General features: G+C 72.6%; 14 protein-coding genes. 2 read left to right on the plus strand and 12 right to left on the minus strand.

The annotated features are described in order from the left end of the window. Positions 1-308: 308 nt before the first annotated feature. Complete coding sequence (gene proS, locus ACR68M_RS09870) at positions 309-1721, minus strand: proline--tRNA ligase (protein WP_441250066.1); 1413 nt, start codon at positions 1719-1721, stop codon at positions 309-311. 222 nt (positions 1722-1943) lie between these two features. Between proS and ACR68M_RS09875 the strand changes: the two genes are divergently transcribed. Continuing rightward, entirely contained in the window at positions 1944-2777 is an 834-nt protein-coding gene (locus ACR68M_RS09875; RefSeq protein ID WP_441250067.1) for a class I SAM-dependent methyltransferase, read from the plus strand. 39 nt (positions 2778-2816) lie between these two features. Here the strand turns inward: ACR68M_RS09875 and ftsH are convergent, their stop codons facing one another. The 7 genes from ftsH to nsdA form a co-directional block, all read right to left on the minus strand. Then, positions 2817-4718, minus strand: coding sequence for an ATP-dependent zinc metalloprotease FtsH (gene ftsH / locus ACR68M_RS09880; protein WP_441250068.1), 1902 nt, complete (start codon positions 4716-4718; stop codon positions 2817-2819). Positions 4719-4766: 48 nt separating this feature from the next. Continuing rightward, positions 4767-5312, minus strand: a complete 546-nt coding sequence (locus ACR68M_RS09885; RefSeq protein ID WP_441250069.1) for a GNAT family N-acetyltransferase — start codon at positions 5310-5312, stop codon at positions 4767-4769. 59 nt (positions 5313-5371) lie between these two features. Beyond that, the gene (gene ffh, locus ACR68M_RS09890) at positions 5372-6937 is read right to left on the minus strand and encodes a signal recognition particle protein (protein ID WP_441250070.1); all 1566 of its coding nucleotides are present in this window, start codon (positions 6935-6937) and stop codon (positions 5372-5374) included. A gap of 109 nt (positions 6938-7046) precedes the next feature. Further along, positions 7047-9500, minus strand: a complete 2454-nt coding sequence (locus ACR68M_RS09895; protein WP_441250071.1) for a [protein-PII] uridylyltransferase — start codon at positions 9498-9500, stop codon at positions 7047-7049. Between the two features lie 119 nt (positions 9501-9619). Next, positions 9620-9958 carry a P-II family nitrogen regulator gene (locus tag ACR68M_RS09900; protein ID WP_441250072.1) on the minus strand — a complete coding sequence of 113 codons (339 nt, stop codon included), beginning with the start codon at positions 9956-9958 and terminating at the stop codon, positions 9620-9622. Continuing rightward, a complete protein-coding gene (locus tag ACR68M_RS09905) occupies positions 9958-11313 on the minus strand; it encodes an ammonium transporter (RefSeq protein ID WP_441250073.1) in 1356 nt (451 codons plus the stop codon). Before ACR68M_RS09905 ends, ACR68M_RS09900 begins: the two co-directional genes overlap by 1 nt. A gap of 204 nt (positions 11314-11517) precedes the next feature. Then, positions 11518-12969 (minus strand): transcriptional repressor NsdA, encoded by a 1452-nt coding sequence (gene nsdA, locus ACR68M_RS09910; protein WP_441250074.1) that lies wholly within the window; start codon positions 12967-12969, stop codon positions 11518-11520. Between the two features lie 559 nt (positions 12970-13528). Here nsdA and ACR68M_RS09915 point away from each other — a divergent pair. Beyond that, positions 13529-14212: a bifunctional DNA primase/polymerase gene (locus tag ACR68M_RS09915; RefSeq protein WP_441250075.1), complete on the plus strand. Its 684-nt coding sequence runs from the start codon at positions 13529-13531 to the stop codon at positions 14210-14212. Between the two features lie 110 nt (positions 14213-14322). Here the strand turns inward: ACR68M_RS09915 and ftsY are convergent, their stop codons facing one another. The 4 genes from ftsY to ACR68M_RS09935 all read right to left on the minus strand — a co-directional run bounded on the left by ftsY (position 14323) and on the right by ACR68M_RS09935 (position 20300). Continuing rightward, positions 14323-15537: a signal recognition particle-docking protein FtsY gene (gene ftsY / locus ACR68M_RS09920; protein WP_441250076.1), complete on the minus strand. Its 1215-nt coding sequence runs from the start codon at positions 15535-15537 to the stop codon at positions 14323-14325. Between the two features lie 67 nt (positions 15538-15604). Continuing rightward, entirely contained in the window at positions 15605-19150 is a 3546-nt protein-coding gene (gene smc, locus ACR68M_RS09925) for a chromosome segregation protein SMC (RefSeq protein ID WP_441250077.1), read from the minus strand. A gap of 240 nt (positions 19151-19390) precedes the next feature. Next, on the minus strand, positions 19391-19594 hold the full coding sequence (locus ACR68M_RS09930) for a hypothetical protein (protein WP_441250078.1): 204 nt from the start codon (positions 19592-19594) through the stop codon (positions 19391-19393). 412 nt (positions 19595-20006) lie between these two features. After that, positions 20007-20300, minus strand: a complete 294-nt coding sequence (locus ACR68M_RS09935; RefSeq protein WP_441250079.1) for an acylphosphatase — start codon at positions 20298-20300, stop codon at positions 20007-20009. Positions 20301-20315 lie beyond the last annotated feature (15 nt).

The raw sequence follows: 20315 nt of genomic DNA on the forward strand, positions 1-20315 counted from the left end.
ACAACCGTGCGCGAATTGCGCTGCTCGTATCTGACGCAAGACCAACCCCCTGCAACTCTGGGCCCGGCGATTCTCGCCGGCCTCTCGGCATCGCCCCGGGACGTGTCCGGCTCCCACAGCGAACGGCCCGCAGCCGCCTCGAAATTGACAGGGCCACGGGCCGTACACCGTACCGCTAGTTCAGCTGCACCGGGAGTTGACTGGTCAGTAGGGCTCACTCGATTGTCTAATCCGATAGAACAATCTGCCTATGAGCGCTCAGCCGATCGAGCCTTCCGGTCCGGAGAGTCGGTCGGCCGAACAAGTACTCAGTAGGCGCGCGCGACGATCGCGATGTTGCCGTCCTGATCGTCGGTCAACGGCACCGAGCCGTCGGCGGCGACGATGCAGCGCACCGAGACGCCCTGCTCGGCCAGCTTGGCCTCGCCCGCCGGGCCGAGCTCGGCCCAGGAGATCCGGCCCCAGCCGGTCGCGGCGGCCTCGACGGCCTCGTCGATGGTCTTGACGTCGACGGTGCGCGACTCGCGGCGCTCGCGGGACTGACGGAGCAGCAGCGCCTGGTCCTCCTCGAGAATGCCGGGGACGAGCGCGGCCAGGCCGTCGATCGAGACCGGCTCCTTGCCGCCGGGGATGCGGCGGGCCAGCATGGCGGTGCCGTTCTCCAGGTCGCGCGGGCCGACCTCGATGCGCAGCGGTACGCCCTTGAGCTCCCAGTCGACGGCGCGGCGGCCGAAGGGGGTGTCGGTGCGGTCGTCGACCACGACGCGGATGCCGGCGGCCTCCAGCTGGGCGCCGATCTCGCGGACCTTGGCGATCACCGCGTCGTCGCCCTTGATGGCGAGGACGACGGCCTGCACAGCGGCCAGCCGCGGCGGGACGCGCAGGCCGTTGTCGTCGCCGTGCGACATGATCAGGCCGCCGACCATGCGGGTCGAGACGCCCCAGGAGGTCTGCCAGACGTACTCGCGCTCGGCGCCCTGGAGCTGGTAGGTCGTGTTGAACGCCTTGGCGAAGTTCTGGCCCAGCTCGTGGCTGGTGCCCATCTGCAGCGCCTTGCCGTCGCCCATCATCGCCTCAAGGGTGAGGGTGTTGATGGCGCCGGCGAAGCGCTCCTTGGCGGTCTTGCGACCGAGCACCACGTCGATGCCCAGGATGTTGGTCATGAAGTCGCCGTAGACGTCCGTGTGGATCATCGAGGCGTACTTGGTCGCGTCCTCGTACGTGGCGTGGGCCGTGTGGCCCTCCTGCCAGAGGAACTCGGTGGTGCGGAGGAAGATGCGGGGGCGCAGCTCCCAGCGGACCACGTTGGCCCACTGGTTGATCAGCAGGGGCAGGTCGCGGTGGCTCTGCACCCACTTGGAGAAGTACTCGTTGATGATGGTCTCGGAGGTCGGGCGGACGACGATCGGCTCGTCCAGCTCCTTGCCACCGCCGTGGGTGACCACGGCGAGCTCGGGGGCGAAGCCCTCGACGTGCTCGGCCTCCTTGGTGAGGTACGACTGCGGGATGAACATCGGGAAGTAGGCGTTCTGCGCGCCTGCCTTCTTGATCCGCGCGTCCATCTCCTGCTGCATCCGCTCCCACAGGCCGTAGCCGTACGGTCGGATGACCATGGTGCCGCGCACCGGACCGTTGTCGGCCAGCTCGGCCTTGTTGATCAGATCCTGGTACCAGCGCGGGAAGTCGTCCGCCTGGGGAGTGAGAACGGGTGCCTTAGCCATGGGGTTGATGGTACGGGGAGCCGGGCCCCGACTGTGAATCAGCCCGTGCGCAGGTCGGCGGGCCTGCCGGTACGGACGGCGCCCGGGGGCGCACTCGCGGCGCGCGCGGACACCTTCGGCACACCTCTGGACGCCGGAGCCTGCTCACTGTTCGCTGGGAGATGGGGCGGAACATCTGGGGGGTCTGGAGGCGAAGGTCCACGGACCGGATGGGAGGCCGCGATGGCTTCAGTGCAGGTGCCCGGTACGACAGCTGAGCGACCCCGAACCCTTGGTGGTGGCGCGGCGCCGGGCGGGGCGCGCGACTGGGCGGAGATCCAGGAGCGCATGCTCGTACCGCTCTACCAGGCGGTTTACGAGCGTTTGGAGGTTGGTCCGGCGACGAGTCTGCTCGGGCTCGGCTGCCGGTCCGGGCTGGCGCTGCTGCTGGCGGCGGAGCGCGGCGCACAGGTCTCCGGGGTGGAGCCGGAGACCGAACTGCGGGAGCTGGCACGGGCGCGCGGGCTGCTGGTGTCGGCCGACGGACAGGAGGCGTACGGGGAGCGCACGGGTGCCGGGCTCCCCCGCTCGGCCCATTCACTGGTGACGGTCTTCGACCAGCTGCCGGGCGCGGAGTCCCCGACCCGGGTCGTCGCGGCGGCAACCGGCGCGACCCTGCGGGGCGGCCAGGTGGTGCTGGCGGTCTGGGGGCCGCCGGAGCGCTGCGAGAGCGCGGCGGTGCTCGATGTCGCGCGGCGGCGCGGGCAGCGGGTGACGGGGCGTCCGGTGGCACCGTTCGCGCTGAGCCGTCCGGGTGCCGTGGAGGCGCTGCTGGCCGGGGCCGGGCTGCGGCCGGCGGGCGGCGGGCTGGTCAGCTGCCCGTTCGCGTACGCGGATCTGGAGAGCGCGGTGCGGGGGATGCTCTCCACCGGGCTGTACCAGGCCGCGGTGGAGGACTCCGGCCTGGTGCTGGTGGCCAAGGAGCTGGAGGAGGCGCTGCACCCGTACGTCCGGTCGGACGGCTCGGTGCGGATGTCGAACGTCTTCCGGTACGTGGTGGCCGAGCGCAGCTGGTGATGCCCCGCACCCCCGGGGTCTGCCCCCCGGGGTCCGCCGCTAGCGCTGGACGCCCGCCGCTCGGTAGGCGGCCTCCTCGTCGAGGGTCTCGGCTTCGAGGAGGGCGGCGGCCAGGGCGTCGAGCTGGTCGCGGTGGTCGGTGAGGAGGCGGATGGCGTCGTCGTAGCACTCGGCGACGATCCGGCGGGTCTCCTCGTCGACCGCGTCGAGGGTGGTCGGGGCGGCGGAGAGGCCGTAGGCGCCCTGGGAGTCGTTGGGGACGGCGGTGAGGCGGCCGACGCGCTCGCTCATGCCCCAGCGGCCTGCCATGCCACGGGCGATGTTGGTGACCTGTTCGAGGTCGCTCTCGGCGCCGGTGGTGATGACGCCGTAGACGACCTGCTCGGCCGCCATCCCGCCGAGGGCTCCGATGATCCGGCCGCGCAGGTAGGGCTCGGTGTAGGAGTAGCGGTCGGTGTCGGGGGTGGAGAGGGTGACGCCGAGGGCCCGGCCGCGCGGCACGATGGTGATCTTCCGGACCGGGTCGGCGCCGGGCTGGAGCATGCCCAGCAGGGCGTGGCCGCTCTCGTGGTACGCGGTGCGTTCGCGTTCGGTCTGCGGCATCACCAGCGGGCGGACGGCACCGAGTTGCACCTTCTCCAGGGCGTCCGAGAGGTCCTCCTGCTCGACGCTGTCCTGCTTGCGCTTGACGGCGAGCAGGGCTGCCTCGTTGACCAGGTTGGCCAGGTCGGCGCCGGTCATGCCGGGGGTGACCTTGGCGAGCTGCCGAAGGTCGGCGCCGGGGCCGAGCGGGACGGTCCGGGTGTGGATGGCCAGGATGGCGGCCCGGCCGTCGCGGTCCGGCGGGCTGACGGTGATCCGGCGGTCGAACCGGCCGGGGCGCAGCAGGGCCGCGTCGAGGACCTCGGCCCGGTTGGTGGCGGCGATGACGATGACGCCCTCGGAGCCGGAGAAGCCGTCCATCTCGGTGAGGATCTGGTTGAGCGTCTGCTCGCGCTCGTCGTGGCCGCCCATGCCGCCACTGCCGCCGCGCTGGCGGCCGATGGTGTCGATCTCGTCGATGAAGATGATCGCCGGTGCGACCTTGCGGGCCTCGGCGAAGAGCTCGCGGACCCGGCCTGCGCCGACGCCGACGATCATCTCGATGAACTCGGAGGCCGAGGCGGAGAAGAACGGTACGTCGGCCTCGCCGGCGACGGCGCGGGCGAGCAGGGTCTTGCCGGTGCCGGGCGGCCCGGCCAGCAGGACGCCGCGCGGCATCTTGGCGCCGAGCCTGCGGTAGTCCTGCGGGTGCTTCAGGAAGTCGACGACCTCGGCGAGTTCGGCCTCGACCTCGTCGATCCCGGCGACGTCGGCGAAGGTGGTCCGCTTCCCGATCTCGGGCGCCACCGGCTTCGGCGGCGCCTTCCTGCCGAGCGGCCCGCCTCCCATGCCGCCCGCCATCTTCCGGGCCACCAGGATCCAGATGAAGACCAGCAGCAGCATCGGCGCCAGCGAGATCAGCAGGTTGGCGAGGAAGCTGCGCTGCTGGACGACGGGCTCGGCGGTGACGGTGACGTTCTGCTGCTGGAGGGTCGTCCAGAGCTCGTCGTTGGCGAAGGCCGGGCGCTGGGTGGTGAAGTCGGTGTAGTTGCCCTTGCCGCCGTCCGGCTTGGGGGCGGCGCTCTTCAGGGTGCCCTCGATGGCGTCGCCCTTGGAGTAGATCTTGGTGATGTTGCCCTTGCCGAGCTGGCTGTTGAACTCGGTGTAGGAGATCGTGGTCGACCCCCCGTTGCCGAAGAAGCTGAGCAGCAGGTCGGAGATCAGGAACACCGCGAGGGCGGTGAGGACGAGCCCCGCCCAGCCGCCGGGCATCTTGCGGCGCGGCGGGGGCGGGGGCGGCGCTCCCTCGGACCGCCAGGGCTGGTCGGGAGTCTGACGCGGCGGTACGGGAGTGGTCATAATCGGACAGTACGGACATCACTCCAGGTGATCCAACCCGCAACGCCGTTACTGTCCGACCAGCGGCGGGCACTCCTCCGCCGTCAGCGCGTACCGCTCGTGGTCCCGCCAGGCGCCGCCCAGGAAGAGCATCCGGGGCGTGAAGCCCTCGTGCCGGAAGCCCAGCCGTTCGGCCATCGCGATCGACCGGAGGTTGTCCGGCTGCACGTTGATCTCCAGCCGGTGCAGGCCCAACCCGCCGTCCACGGCGGTGGCGAAGCAGCGGTCCACCACCAGCCGCATGCCCTCCGTCATCAGGCCCTTCCCCACGAACGGCAGGTACGAGTCGTAGCCCAGTGCGCCGTTGCAGAAGCGGCCCATCACGATGTTGGCGACGTTGCACTTGCCGACCAGGCCACCGCTCTCCCGGTCGAACAGCAGGAACGTCCGCAGGCCGTGGCCCTGACGCTCCAACAACTCCACCAGGCCGTCCGGCTCCACCGGGTTCCACCGCCCGATGTGCTCGGCGGACCGCCGGACCGCCTCGGCGTAGGGCACCACGTCTGCGGGCCTCGGCGCCCGGATCGTCACTCGCACCCCACCATCATCGGTCATGCGTACGGCCCGCCGCCCTTCAAGGGCGGCGGGCCGTACGGGGTGTGACCACGGGACCGTCAGATCAGGTCCTTGAACTCCTTGGGGAGCTCGAAGTCGGCCGGGCCCTTGCCCGCACCGAGGCCGAAGGCGCCACCCGGGGCGGCCGGGGTCTCGCCGGGGCCGAGTGCACGGCGCTCGGCGGCGGCCTGCTCCTCCTGGGCGCGCTTCAGCGGGTTGCCCGACTTCTTGCGGCCCTTGGCGGGCTGCGCCTTCTTGCCGGACTTCTTGCCGCCGCCACCCATGCCCGGGATGCCCGGCATGCCGGGGATGCCCTTGCCGGAGGCCATCGCGGACATCATCTTGCGGGCGTCGAAGAACCGCTCGACCAGGTTGTTGACCTCGCCGACGCCGGTGCCCGAGCCCTTGGCGATCCGCAGCCGGCGCGAGCCGTTGATGATCTTCGGGTCGGTCCGCTCGGCCGGGGTCATCGACTTGATGATCGCGCCGACGCGGTTGACGTCCTTGTCGTCGATGTTGTTGATCTGGTCGCGGATCTGGCCCATGCCCGGCAGCATGCCGAGCAGCTTGGAGATCGAGCCCATCTTCTGGACCTGCTCCAGCTGCGACAGGAAGTCGTCGAGCGTGAAGTCCTTGCCGCCGCCGCTCTGCAGCTTGGCGGCCATCTTCTCGGCCTCGGCCTGCGAGAAGGTCTGCTCGGCCTTCTCGATCAGACTGAGCATGTCGCCCATGCCGAGGATGCGCGAGGCCATCCGGTCCGGGTGGAAGGCGTCGAAGTCGTCGACCTTCTCGCCGTTCGAGGCGAACATGATCTGACGGCCGGTCACGTGGGCGACCGAGAGCGCCGCGCCACCACGCGCGTCGCCGTCCAGCTTGGACAGCACCACACCGGTGAAGTCGACGCCCTCGAGGAAGGCCTGCGCGGTGGTGACCGCGTCCTGGCCGATCATCGCGTCGACGACGAACAGGACCTCGTCCGGGTTGACGGCGGCGCGGATGTCCGCGGCCTGCTGCATCAGCTCGGAGTCGATGCCGAGGCGGCCCGCGGTGTCGACGATGACGACGTCGTACTGCTTCTGCTTGGCGTACTCGATCGCGTCGCTCGCGACCTTCACCGGGTCGCCGACACCGTTGCCCGGCTCCGGGCCGAAGAAGGCGACGCCTGCCCTGTCCGCCACCACGTTGAGCTGGGTCACCGCGTTGGGGCGCTGGAGGTCGCAGGCGACCAGCAGCGGGGTGTGCTTCTGGCTCTTCAGCCAGTGGCCGAGCTTGCCCGCCAGGGTGGTCTTACCGGCACCCTGGAGGCCGGCGAGCATGATCACCGTCGGGCCGGTCTTGGCGTACCGGACCCGGCGGGTCTCGCCACCGAGGATGTTGATGAGCTCCTCGTTGACGATCTTGACGATCTGCTGCGCCGGGTTCAGCGCGGCCGAGACCTCGGCCGTCAGCGCGCGGTCCTTGACCTGCTTGATGAAGGCCCGCACCACGGGCAGCGCGACGTCCGCCTCGAGGAGGGCGATCCGGATCTCGCGGGCGGTCGCGTCGATGTCCGCCTCGCTGAGGCGGCCCTTGCCCCGGAGGTTCTTGAACGTCGCTGCGAGGCGATCGGAAAGAGTGTCGAACACGTCGGTCGCGGTCCCCTTGCGGCTTCAGTACAGATACGGTCGTCGCCCCAAGGGTATCCGGCCGTCCGAGGTACGGTCTCCACCCCCGGTCGGTGGAGTGTGGGACGGCCTAGCCCAGCGACTCCTGGACAGCTGCCGCCACCCTCAGCGCGGCGTCCGGCGCGAGCGGCAGCCCCGCCGTGTCGGTGACGTAGAAGGCATCGACGGCGTCGGCGCCGAGGGTGCTGACATGGGCGGTGCGGACGCGGACACCTGCGGTGTCGAGGGCGCGGCCGATGCGGTGCAGCAGGCCGGGAGCGTCGTGGGCGCGGATCTCCAGGACGGTGGCGGTGGAGGAAGCGGTGCCGGGGGCGACCGCCACCACCGGGGGCGGGGTGGGGATGCCCCTGCGCCGCGGGGCCGCAGCGTCGCGTTCGGCGAGCTTGCGGGCGACGTCCAGCGAGCCGTCGAGGGCGCGGCGGAGGTCGGCCCGGAGGCGGGCGGCCTCGGGGAGTTCGCCGTACTCGGCGGCGACCGTCCAGGAGAGCAGCAGGACGGGCCCGGCGCCGATCGGGTCGAGCTCGCGCAGGCCCGCCGCACGGACGGTGAGGCGGTGCAGGGCGAGCACCCCGGCGACGGTGCCGAGCAGGCCGGGCTGGTCGGGGATGGCCAGGGTCAGTTCGACGCCCATCGGCTCGGGGGTCTCGTCGGCGGCGTCCTGGCCGGCGTGGGCGAGCAGCGAGAGCGCGGGCACCCCGGTGCGGGCGGCCTCGACGGCGAGCCGCTCCTGCTCGGCCGTCGGTTCGCCGTCGGCGGGGTAGGGGTCGGCGCCGGCCAGCTGCGCACCGGCCCGGTCGACCAGCCGGTCGACCAGCGTGGCGCGCCAACTGCTCCAGGCGGCGGGGCCGGTCGCGGTGGCGTCGGCCTCGGTGAGGGCGTGCAGCAGCTCCAGGTGCGGGAGGGTGCCGACCACCTTGGTGATCAGGTCGACCGTCGCCGGGTCGTCGGGGTCGCGCCGGGTCGCGGTGTCGACCAGCGTCAGGTGGTGCCGCACCAGCAGGGCGAGCGTGTCGGTGTCGGTCTTGTCGAAGCCCATCCGGACGGCGACGTCGCGGACGATCACCTCGCCCGCCTCCGAGTGGTCGCCGGGCCAGCCCTTGCCGATGTCGTGCAGCAGCGCGGCGACGAGCAGAAGGTCGGGCCGGGCCACCCGGCGGGTCATCGCGGCGGCCTTGACCGCCGTCTCGACCAGGTGGCGGTCGACCGTCCAGCGGTGCACGGCGTTGCGCTGCGGGCGGCAGCGGACGCGCTCCCAGTCCGGCAGCAGCCTGGTGATCAGCCCCTCGGCCTCGTACGCCTCCCAGACCGGGATGCAGGCCTCCCCCGCGCCGAGCAGCGTGACGAGCTGCTCGCGGGCCTCGTCCGGCCAGGGCACCGGCAGCGGTCTGGCCTCGGCGGCGAGGCGGCGGACGGTGGCGTGGCCGACGGTGAGCCCGGCCTGGGCGGCTGCGGCGGCGGCCCGCAGCGACAGCACCGGGTCCTGGGCGGGGCGGGCGCTCTGGGCGAGCACGGCCTCGCCGTCCTGCTCGACGACGCCTTCGGCGAGCGGGCGCCGGTCCACGGCGCCGCGGGCCACCGCGCCCGCGCTCCGGCCGACGCCGGTGAACGGGAAGGCGAGCCGGGAGACCCGGCGGCCCCGGCCGCCGCGCGCGGCGAGCACCCGGCCGACCGCCCGCCAGGTGACGTCCCCGGCGTAGGAGATGGTGCGGGCGGCCTCGTAGACCTGGCGGAGCAGGATGTCGGCGTCGAGGACGCCGAGCTGGGCGGCGACCTGGTCCTGGTCGTGCAGGCCGAGGCGTTCGGTGGCGCGGCCGGTGGTGAGGTGCAGGGCGTCGCGGATGTCGGCGAGCCGGGCGGCCGCCTCGTCCAGGCCGTCCCGGGGGGCGTCGGCGAGCCAGGTGGCCGCGATGGCGTTCAGCGCCGTCCAGTCGCGCAGCCCGCCCTTGGCCTCCTTGAGGTCGGGCTCCAGGAGGAAGGAGAGTTCGCCGTGCCGCTCGGCGCGCTCGGCGCACAGCTCCTGGAGCTCGGGCAGCCGCTTGGCGGCGCCGGCGCGCCAGTCGGCGAGCACGGTGGAGCGCAGCGCGGCGGTGAGGGCCGGGTCTCCGGCGAGGTGGCGGGCGTCGAGCAGGCCGAGCTGGGCCTTGAGGTCGGCGGCGGCCACCGCGCGGGCCTCGGCGGGGGTGCGGACGGCGTGGTCGAGCGCGGCGCCGCCGTCCCAGACGGGGTACCAGATCCGCTCGGGCAGCGAGCTGTCGATCCGGCCCTCGTGCAGCAGCAGCACGTCGAGGTCGCTGCGCGGGGAGAGCTCACCCCGGCCGTAGCCGCCGACGGCGACCAGGGCGGTGCCGGGCGGCGCACCGGCCTCCGCGTACAGGCCGCCGAGCCAGCCGTCGGCGAGCCGGGCGAGTGCGGCCCGGCGGGCGGCGCCGGTGCAGCCCGGCTCGGCGAGCAGCCGGGTGCGGGCGGCCGCGTAGTCGGTGCCGCCGGGGCCGCCGGGGTCGGCGGGGTGGGTCTCGGTCGTCACTTCAGGTTCCCCGTCCGTTGTACGAGCCAGGTGTCCGGAGCCGCCGTACGTGACCTGGGTCCGGATACGCCTTCGGCGGACCTGTGACGAGAAGTCACAGGTCCGCCTGGAAGGAGATGCTAGAGCGCGTCGGGGCCGCGTTCGCCGGTGCGGACCCGGACGGCCGTGTCGACCGGGACGCTCCAGACCTTGCCGTCGCCGATCTTGCCGGTGCGGGCGGCCTTGACCAGGACGTCGATGGTCTCCTCGGCGAGGTCGTCCTCGACGAGGACCTCGATCCGTACCTTCGGGACCAGGTCGACGGTGTACTCGGCGCCCCGGTAGACCTCGGTGTGGCCGCGCTGGCGGCCGTAGCCGCTGGCCTCGGTGACGGTGAGGCCGTGCACCCCGGAGGCCTGCAGGGCGTTCTTGACCTCGTCCAGGCGGTGCGGCTTGATGACCGCGGTGATGAGCTTCATCAGGCGTCGACCTCAGTCTTCTCGGTCTTCTCGGTGGTCTTTGCGGCCTTGGTGGCCTTGGTCTTCTCCACAGCGGGGGCGCTGAGCGCGCGGGCCAGGCTGGCGCCGACGGCGCTGAAGTCGTACGCCGACTCGGCGTGCTCGGCCTGGTCGATGCCGGCCACCTCGACGTCCTCGGAGACCCGGAAGCCGATGGTCTTGTCGATGCCCTTGCCGAGCAGCCAGGAGAGGACGAAGGAGTACACCGCGACGACGGCGACACCCATCGCCTGCTTGCCCAGCTGGGCGAAACCGCCGCCGTAGAACAGGCCCTGGGCGGTCTGGCCGACGTGGCCGGTGGCGAAGAGGCCGATCAGCAGCGAGCCGATCGCACCACCGACGGCGTGCACGCCGACGACGTCGAGCGAGTCGTCGAAGCCGAAGCGGTACTTGAGGCTGATCGCGGCGGCGCAGGCCCCACCGGCGATCAGGCCGATGGCGATGGCACCGAGCAGGCTGACGGAGCCGCAGGCGGGGGTGATGGCGACCAGGCCGGCGACGGCGCCGGAGGCGGCGCCCAGGCTGGTGAACGCGCCGTGCCGGATCTTCTCGTAGGCGAGCCAGCCGAGCATCGCGGCGCCGGTGGCGACCTGGGTGTTCATGAACGCCATGCCCGCGAGGCCGTTGGCGGCCAGCGCCGAACCGGCGTTGAAACCGAACCAGCCGAACCAGAGCAGCCCGGAGCCGAGCATCACCAGCGGCAGGCTGTGCGGCCGCATCGGGTCCTTCTTGAAGCCGACCCGCTTGCCGAGCACCAGGCAGAGCGCGAGTCCCGCGACACCGGCGTTGATGTGGACGGCGGTGCCGCCCGCGAAGTCGATGACGCCGTTGCGGTCGCCGAGCCAGCCGCCGTGGCCGCCGTCGAAGAAGAACACCCAGTGCGCGACGGGGAAGTAGACGATGGTCACCCAGAGCGCCACGAACAGGCCCCAGGCGGAGAACTTGGCGCGGTCCGCGATGGCACCGCTGATCAGGGCCGGGGTGATGATCGCGAACATCAGCTGGAAGGCGGAGAACGCGGTGACCGGGATGGTGCCCGTCAGGTCGTTCATGCCGATGCCGCGCATGCCCAGGAAGTCCAGGTTGCCGATGAGCCCGGCTCCGGCGTCCGGCCCGAAGGCCAGCGTGTAGCCGTAGAGCACCCAGAGCACGCTGACGATCCCGAGCGAGATGAAGCTCATGACCAGCATGTTGAGTGCGCTCTTGACCCGGACCATGCCCCCGTAGAAGAAGGCCAGACCGGGGGTCATCAACATGACCAGGGCCGCGCTGATGAACACAAAGGCGGTGTCGCCTGCGCTGAAGCCGTCCGGCATCGGCGTCTCCTCGTGAATGAAGGCCGCTCCACCCGTGGAATCCTGTCCCGTGCCATCCCGGGGTGTCGGCGTTGAAGAGGAGAGTGCCGAAGGCTGGTTTCGGCCAGTGCGGCACGATGTTTCGCAGCCGTGACAGGGATGGCGGGGGCGTTACGGCGACGTGAACTACGGCCACGCCGCCGCTCCGGATGGGCTACTGCGGCATCACCCCGCAGGGACGAACTCCGGGATGTCCTGCACCACCCGGTCAGCCAGACGGCTGATCTCGGCGACACCCTTGAAGTCGCGGGTGGCCGCCGCCGAGGTCTTCCGGACCCGGGTGTTGAGGCGCTCCGAGCGCACCTTGGTGGCGATGTCCACGGCCTGTTCGGCCATCCGGGCGGCCTCCTCGGGCTCGCCCTGGAGCAGGTGCACGCTGGCCATGCCGATCAGGTTGAAGGCGTAGCTGCGGACGTGCTCCGGGTCCTGCCGGAAGAGGTCGACGGCGCGCTCCATCACGGGGGCGGACATCGAGGCGTAGAGCGGGCTGCGGGTGGAGTGATAGGCGAGATCGCGGTAGGAGTGGGCGTTCTCGGCGTTCAGCTCGGCCTCGGAGAAGAACTTCAGCCAGTCCGGGTCGTTGTCGCCCTCGCGGCAGTCGCTGAAGGTGTCCTCGGCGAGCCGGGCGGCCCGGGAGCAGCGGTTGACCTCGCCGATGTTGGAGTAGGCGCGCGCCTCCATCGCGTAGAGCAGGGCCTGCTGGCGCGGGGTGGCGGTGTCGCGGCTGCCGTACTGGGCGAGGTGGATCAGCTCCAGGGCGTCGTCGCCCCGGTCGAGGTGGATCATCTGGCGGCTCATGTCGGTGAGGATGAGCGCGCCGAAGGGCCGGTCACCGGCCTCCTTGGCGGCGTGCAGCGCGAGCACGTAGTACTTCTGCGCGCTCGGGTGCATGCCGACGTCGTACGACATCCAGCCCGCCAGGTGGGCGAGTTCGGCGGTGAGGCGGAAGAGACGCCGGGTGGTCTGCTCGGGGTAGGTCTCCTGGAGCAGGTCGGTGACCTCGTGCAGTTGGCCGACGACTGCCTTGCGGCGGAGGCCGCCGCCGTTCTGCGCGTCCCACTGCCGGAACATCACCGTGGTCTGTTCGAGCAGCTGGAGCTCGGGCTCGGAGAGGCGGCCGGTGTGCGGCTCGCCGTTGGCGGCGGTCAGGATGGGCAGCGGCGCGCCGGAGGGGCCGGGGGTGAGCCAGCGCTGCATGGGCTCGATCAGCGCGGCACCGGCCGTCAGGGCGAGCGAGGTGCCGAGGAAGCCCCGGCGGTTGAGCATCAGGTCGCTGCGCGAGTACTCGCTGATCAGCTGGACGGTCTGCGGCCCGCTCCAGGGCAGGTCGACCCCGCCGCCGACGGTGCTGACCGGCACGATGGTGCGCAGCCCGAGGTCCTCGACCGAGACGACCGAGCCGAACCGCTCGGAGAACAGCTCGGACATGATCCTGGGGATCGGCTCGCGCGGCATCTCGCCGTCGAGCCAGCGGCGCACCCGTGAGGTGTCGGTGCTGACGTGGTGCGCACCCATCTGCCGGGCCCTGCGGTTGACCTGGCGAGCGAGCTCGCCCTTGGACCAGCCGCTCCGGCCGAACCAGGTGGTCAGCTTCTCGTTCGGTTGCTTCTCTGCCATGGGAACCGCCCCATCCCGCCCGGCCCCACCAGCGAGGCCCTGCTCGTTGACCCTGCCGCCATCGCGCCGCACTGCGTGGCGCGCCGGTCTGCCGTCGTACCGCCCCCCCGGTCCGTAACTACCCACCGCCAGGCGGGTAACCACTGCGTTCCGTGGTCCGAACGTAACGCCCCGTCCGCTGTCCGGGGGAGCGGTGTTGGGGAAACGCCACCTTTCGCCACCCCTACGAGTGAACTAATCGGCGTCGTCCCGCGCTTCACTGGTAGCCGGCCGCCGTCCGTGACCCAGCCGTCTGCGGCCTCTCCCCTGCCACCCCTCAGCCGCCAATTCGCTTCGGTTCCAAGGCCCTTGACGGTCTCGAATATGACGGAGGCATTCTGTGCAGCACCGACGGTCCGCGACCCGCCGCGCCGAGGCAAGGCGGTTCCTCGCGCGGGCGACCCGAATCGGAGTGCGCCGCCCACCGCGCGCCGCCGACGCACCCCCCGCTCCAGGACGGACAATCGACGGATCGTCACACTCCCGTAACCACCGGCAATCCGAACCTGTTGGGGGTGGCATGGACAACCTCTTCGGCGATCTGCGCTTCGGCGCTCGCCGCCGTGGCCGGGGCAGTGCCTTCGAGGCGGCGGCGGCGGAGTACACCGGCCGCTGGGGCTGGTCGGTCGCCGTCGGCTCCGGCCGCACTCCGGCGGACGGGCTCTGCGACTGCGCGGCCGTGCACTGCGCCGCGCCCGGCCTGCACGCCGCCGTGAGCCCGCACCCGACGGCCGGCCCCGGCGCGGGTTACGGCCCGCACGCCCCCGAGCTGCGCGAGCTCCGGTCCGCCGACGCTCCCCTCCTGCTGGCTGCCGGGCGCTCCTTCGACGTCCTCGACGTCCCCGCGCAGCCCGGCCTCCAGGCGCTCGTCCGGCTGGAGCGGATGGGCACCCAGATCGGCCCGGTGCTCGCCCTGCCGACCGGCCGACTGCTGTTCTTCGTCGCCCCCGGCACCGCCCAGCGGCTGCCCGAGCTCCTCTACCGGATGGGCTGGGACGACGCCGCGCTCGACCTCGCCTGCCACGGCGAGGGCAGCTACGTCGCCGCACCGCCGACGGCCCTCGGCCCGCTCGGCCCGGCCCGCTGGCTCCGCCGCCCCTGCCGCGAGAGCGCCGGCTGCCCGCCGGAGGCCCGGCTGCTGCTCGGCACCCTCGCGTACGCCTGCCACCGCAGCCGCGAGCGCAGCGCCGAGCTCGCCTCTTAGGCTCACGTAAGCACACGAAGGGGCGCGGGGAGCTGCGCGAAATCGGAAGGCCACAGCGCCGCACCTTCCGATTTCGCGCAGCTCCCCGCGCCCCTGAGGTTCGTGCGTGGTTACTCGCCGATGAGAGCGTCGACGAACGCCGCCGGGTCGAACGGCGCCAGGTCGTCCGCGCCCTCGCCGAGGCCGATCAGCTTGACCGGGACGCCCAGCTCGCGCTGGACGGCGACCACGATGCCGCCCTTGGCCGTGCCGTCGAGCTTGGTGAGCACGATGCCGGTGATGTCGACCACCTCGGCGAAGACCCGGGCCTGCACCAGGCCGTTCTGACCGGTGGTGGCGTCCAGCACCAGCAGCACCTCGTCCACCGGGCCGTGCTTCTCGACGACCCGCTTGACCTTGCCCAGCTCGTCCATCAGGCCGGTCTTGGTGTGCAGACGGCCGGCGGTGTCGATCAGCACCGTGTCCGCGCCCTCGGCGATGCCCTCCTTGACGGCGTCGAACGCGACCGAGGCCGGGTCACCGCCCTCCGGCCCGCGTACGGTCTGCGCGCCGACCCGCTCGCCCCAGGTCTGGAGCTGGTCCGCGGCGGCGGCGCGGAAGGTGTCGGCGGCGCCGAGCACCACCTTGCGGCCATCCGCGACCAGCACCCGGCCGAGCTTGCCCGAGGTGGTGGTCTTGCCGACGCCGTTCACGCCGACCACCAGCACGACGGCCGGGCGGCCGTCCTCGTGCTTGGCTGTCTTCAGCGTGCGGTCCGCGTCGGTGCCGATCAGGGCGACGAGCTCCTCGTGCAGCAGGCCGCGCAGCTCCTCCGGGGTACGGGTGCCGAGCACCTTCACCCGGGTGCGCAGCCGCTCGACCAGCTCCTGGGTCGGGGTGACACCGACGTCGGCGACGAGCAGGGTCTCCTCGATCTCCTCCCAGGTGTCCTCGTCCAGCCGCTCGCGGGAGAGCAGCGTGAGCAGGCCCTTGCCGAGCGAGTTCTGCGAACGGGAGAGCCGGGAGCGCAGCCGGACGAGCCGCCCGGCCGTGGGCTCGGGCACCTCCAGCGCAGGGGCCTCGACGACCGGGGTGGCGGCGGGAGCCTCGGGCTCCTCCGCCACGAGGGGCGGGAGCTCGACCTCCTCGATGGTCTGGGCGGGCACCTCGGTCGGCGGCGCGGCTTCGTCGCCGACCTGGGGCTCGCGCGGGGTCGGCGGCGCCGTGATGACCGGCGTGGCCGACTTCGGGGGCAGCGTCTTGCGTCGTCTGCCGTTGACGACGAGGCCGGCGATCGCGCCTACGGCGACCACGGCGATGACTACGGCAAGGATCACGTATTCCATATCGCGTCCAGTATCCGTCAACGGCTCCCGGCCGGGCCCCCGCCGTGCGGCTCGGCCCGGGATCGCCTCAGGCCCGCAGCCGCTGGCTGATCACCTGCGAGATGCCGTCGCCCTTCATGGTCACGCCGTAGAGGGCGTCGGCGCACTCCATGGTCAGCTTCTGGTGGGTGATGACGATCAGCTGGGAGCTCTCCCGCAGCTCCTCCATGATCGTGATCAGCCGCCGAAGGTTGGTCTCGTCCAGGGCGGCCTCGACCTCGTCCATCACGTAGAACGGGCTCGGCCGCGCCTTGAAGATCGAGACCAGCAGCGCGACCGCCGTCAGCGAGCGCTCGCCGCCCGAGAGCAGCGACAGCCGCTTGACCTTCTTCCCCGGCGGCCGGGCCTCCACCTCGACCCCGGTGGTGAGCATGTTCTCGGGGTCGGTCAGCACCAGCCGCCCCTCCCCGCCGGGGAAGAGCCGCGCGAAGACGCCCTCGAACTGCGCTGCCGTGTCGTGGTACGCGGCGGTGAAGAGCTGCTCGACCCGCTCGTCCACGTCCTTGACGATCTCCAGCAGGTCGCGGCGGCTGCGCTTGAGGTCGTCCAGCTGCTCGCCGAGGAACTGGTGCCGCTCCTCCAGCGCCGCGAACTCCTCCAGCGCCAGCGGGTTGACCTTGCCCAGCTGCTGGTACGCCTTCTCGGCGGCCCGCAGCCGCTGCTCCTGCTCCGCCCGGACGTACGGCCTCTCGGGGCCCGGCTCCTGCCCCTCCTCCGGGGTGGGCGGCGGCACCGGCTGGTCGGGGCCGAAGGAGGCGAGCAGTTCGCCGCCGCCGAGGCCGAAGTCCTCCAGGGCCTTGGCCTCCAGCTGCTCGATCCGCAGCCGCTTCTCCGCCCGCAGCACCTCGTCGCGGTGCCCGGCGTCGACCAGCTTGTCCAGCTCGGCCTTGAGCTCACGCCCCAGCTCGCGCCCGGCCCGCAGCTCGGTCTCCCGCTGCTCCCGGGCCTGCTCGGCCTCGCCCCGCTCGCCGTCGGACGCCGCGAGCGAGACCTCCAGCCGGGCCAGCAGCTGCCGTGCACCGCCCGCGACGGCCCCGGCCACGGCGGCGTCCCGCCGGGCCCGCTCCCGCCGCTCGGCGGCGCGGGCGCGCAACTCCCGCTCGGCGCGGGCCGCCCGGTCGAGCTGGTCGGCCCGCCCGGCGAGCGAGCGCACCCGCTCCTCGTGCGTGCGGACGGCGAGCCGGGCCTCCATCTCGGCCTGCCGCGCCTGCGCGGCAGCGGCGGTCAGCCCCTCCCGCCGGGTGCTGTCCGGCTCGTCCTCACCGTGCTCCGCCAACTCCTCGGCCGCCGCCAGCCGTTCGGCCAGCTCCTCGGCCGCCAGCAGTGCCTGTTCCAGGCCCTCCTCGGCCCGTGCGGCGGCGGCCGCCTGCCGCTCGGCCTCCCCCGCCGCCGCCCGCGCCTGCCCGCCGAGCCTGCCGAGTGCCCCGGCGGTGAGCGCACGGGCCTTCTCGGCCTCCCGGCGCCGCGCCCCGAGCCGCTCCAGCTCTCCGGCGAGCTCCCGCCGCCGCTCCTTCGCCGCGCCGAGCAGCTCGCCCAACTCCCCGCAGCGGGCCGCCAGTTCGATCATGCCCTCGGCCGCCGAGGTGACCGCCGCCTGGGTCTCCAGCAGGCTCGGCGCCCCGGCCGCACCGCCCTGGGCGAAGCCGCTCCCGAGCGTGTCGCCCTCCGCCGTGACGGCCGTCAGCTCCGGGTGCCGCCGGACCACCTGCAGGGCCTCGTCCAGCCCGTCCACCACCACGGTGCGCGCCAGCAGCGCCCGTACGGCGGCCACCAGAGCGACCGGCCCGGCCACCAACTCCCCCGCCCACACCAGCCCTTCAGAGGCCGGGGAGACGAGGGAAGCCGGACTCGCATCGGTCGCGACCAGCAGCGCCGCCCGCCCGGCGTCCTCCTTGCGGAGCAGCCGCAGCGCCTCCGCCGCGCTCTGCACCCCGTCCACCGCGACCGCGTCCGCCGCCGCCCCGAGCGCTGCCGCGACGGCCGGTTCGTGGCCGGGCCGCACGGTGAGCAGCTCGGCGGCCGGGCCGAGCAGCCCGGCGAGCCGGTCACCGGCGGCGAGCAGCGCGCCGCTGCCGTCCTTGCGCCGCAGGCCGAGCGCCAGCGCCTCGTGCCGGGCGGCCAGCGCGGCGCCCTCCCGCTCGGCCGCGCCGAGCGCGTCCCGGGCCTCCCCCACCGCGCGCTCGGCCTCGGCGAGCGCCGCGCGGGCCTGCTCGTGCGCGGCGTCCAGCTCCTCGTCACCTGCCGCCTGGCCGTCGGTCTGCTCCTGGAGCAGCCGGTACTCCTCCTCCGCGGCGTCGGCGCGCCTCGCGGCCTCCTCCCGGGCCTCGACCAGCCGGCCGATCTCGGCCTGCGCACCGGCCGCCCGGGAGCGCGCGGCACCCGCCTGGCCCTGGAGCCGGGCCAGCCCCTCCCGGCGGTCGGCGATGGCCCGCGCGGCCATCCGCAGCCGCGCCTCCTCGGCGGCGGCCTCCCGCTCCAGCTCGGCGCGTCGCTCGACCGTCTCGGCGAGCGCGTACTGCGCCTGCTCCAGCGCCTCGGCCAGCGCCTCCTCCTGCTCCCGGACGGCCTCGGCCTCGGCCTCCAGCTCCTCCGGGTCGCGCCCGCGCCGCTCCTCCGCCTGTCCCCCGCCGGCGGCGTGCCGGACCCGCGCCTCGGCCAGCCCGATCGTGCCCTTCACCCGCTCGGTGAGCGCCGACAGCCGGTACCAGGTCTGCCGGGCCGCCTCCAGCTGCGGCCCGAGCTGCTGCACCTGGGCCTCCAGGACGGCTTCGCGCTGCTGCGCCCCGGCCAGCTCCTGTTCGACGGTGCTGCGCCGCACCCGCAGGGCCAGCTCGTCGGCGATCTCGGCCTCGACGGCGCTGCGCAGCGCGAGCAGGTCGTCGGCGAGCAGCCGCAGCCGGGCGTCGCGCAGGTCCGCCTGGATGCCGGCGGCCCGTCGGGCGATCTTCGCCTGCCGCCCGAGCGGGCCGAGCTGGCGGCGCAGCTCGGCGACGAGGTCCTGCACCCGGTTGAGGTTGGCCGCCATCGAGTCCAGCTTCCGCAGCGCCTTCTCCTTGCGCTTGCGGTGCTTGAGGACTCCGGCGGCCTCCTCGATGAACGCCCGCCGCCCGCTCGGGTCGGCGTGCAGCACCGAGTCGAGCTGCCCCTGGCCGACGATGACGTGCATCTCCCGGCCGATGCCGGAGTCGGAGAGCAGCTCCTGGATGTCGAGCAGGCGGCAGGTCTCGCCGTTGAGCGCGTACTCGCTGCCGCCGCCGAGGAACATCGTGCGGGTGATGGTGACTTCGGCGTAGTCGATGGGCAGAGCGCCGTCGCTGTTGTCGATGGTGAGGCTGACCTCGGCCCGGCCGAGGGCGGGGCGCCCGCTCGTCCCGGCGAAGATGACGTCGTCCATCTTGCCGCCGCGCAGCGACTTGGCACCCTGCTCGCCCATCACCCAGGAGAGCGCGTCCACGACGTTGGACTTGCCGGAGCCGTTCGGCCCGACGACGCAGGTGATGCCCGGTTCGAAGCGCAGCGTGGTGGCGGAGGCGAAGGACTTGAACCCGCGCAGCGTCAGACTCTTCAGGTGCACGCGGCCGCTCTCCTCGCCTCACAGGTGGTCCGTGGGCGACTTTATCCGGCGGTGCCGACGGCGAGCCGTCACCCGGCGGTTTCACCACGCCGGTTGCCGGGCAACCTCCCCTGCAAAAGGTGCGCAGCCAGAACGGGTGCGGACACGACGAAGGGACGCCACGCGGGGCGTCCCTCGCAAGCTGCGTCCCGTACGAGGACTCGATACGCAGCAGCGTCGATCGGTGAGGATCGGGTCGGATCAGGTGAGTGCGGGCTCCCGCTGATCCAGTTCGATGCTGCTGAGAAGAGAGTGCTCGTCAGCGACAGCGTTGAGTGCGTCGTTCTCGGCCTGCATCCGAAGGAGCTCGGACTCCAGGTCCTGGACGCGCTGCTGAAGCCGTCGCATCTCGGAGAGCATTCGCGGGTCGGGGCCGCCGACGTACCCGAGAAGCGCCTTTGCCATGATGAATGGTCCTCCACGCTGAGTGACCGAACCGGTGCGGTATGGGTCTAGGGGGAAGGGGGGTACGCATCCGCCTGCGGACCGGCAGTGCTGGCTGGGCACTGCGGGAAAGACGTGGTGAGCTGGGCCCACGACGACATGACCCTGCCGGGAGAACGCAGATTGGTGCGCGGGGTTTCAGCGTCTCACCAAAGACCCTACGGGTCAACACGATCACCGCACGCTACCGCGCGCCTGTCACCTGCACGGCGGGAAACACACACCGTGGGTTGGGCGGAAGCGGATCCGCAATGGATCATTGCTCGCTGCGGAGTCAACCACGAGTCTGCCCGGAAGGCAACCCTATGACACCAGCGCTTGCCTTGCGCGCTCCTGAAGCGATACCGGCCCCCAGCAGGGGTCTGACCCAGCGTCAGCGGATGGCGAAGCTCTCGTAGCCGTCGCCGGTCGCCGTCCAGATCTCCGTCACGCCGCTGACGGCGCCGGGGGTGTCCGGGCCGCGCAGCAGTGCGAGCAGTAGCTCGCAGTCTCCGTGCGCGCCCTCCGCGACGACCTGCACCCGGCCGTCGCCCAGATTGCTCGCGTAGCCCGTCAGCCCGATCTCCAGCGCGCGGGCCCGCGTCCACCACCGGAACCCGACCTGCTGGACGCGGCCGCGCACCCACGCGGTGACGCGGACTGGCTGCTTCGGGTCGTGAGCGTGCATGCGGCGATTCTACGG

The organism is Kitasatospora sp. McL0602 (assembly GCF_052076145.1).
Classification (GTDB): domain Bacteria; phylum Actinomycetota; class Actinomycetes; order Streptomycetales; family Streptomycetaceae; genus Kitasatospora.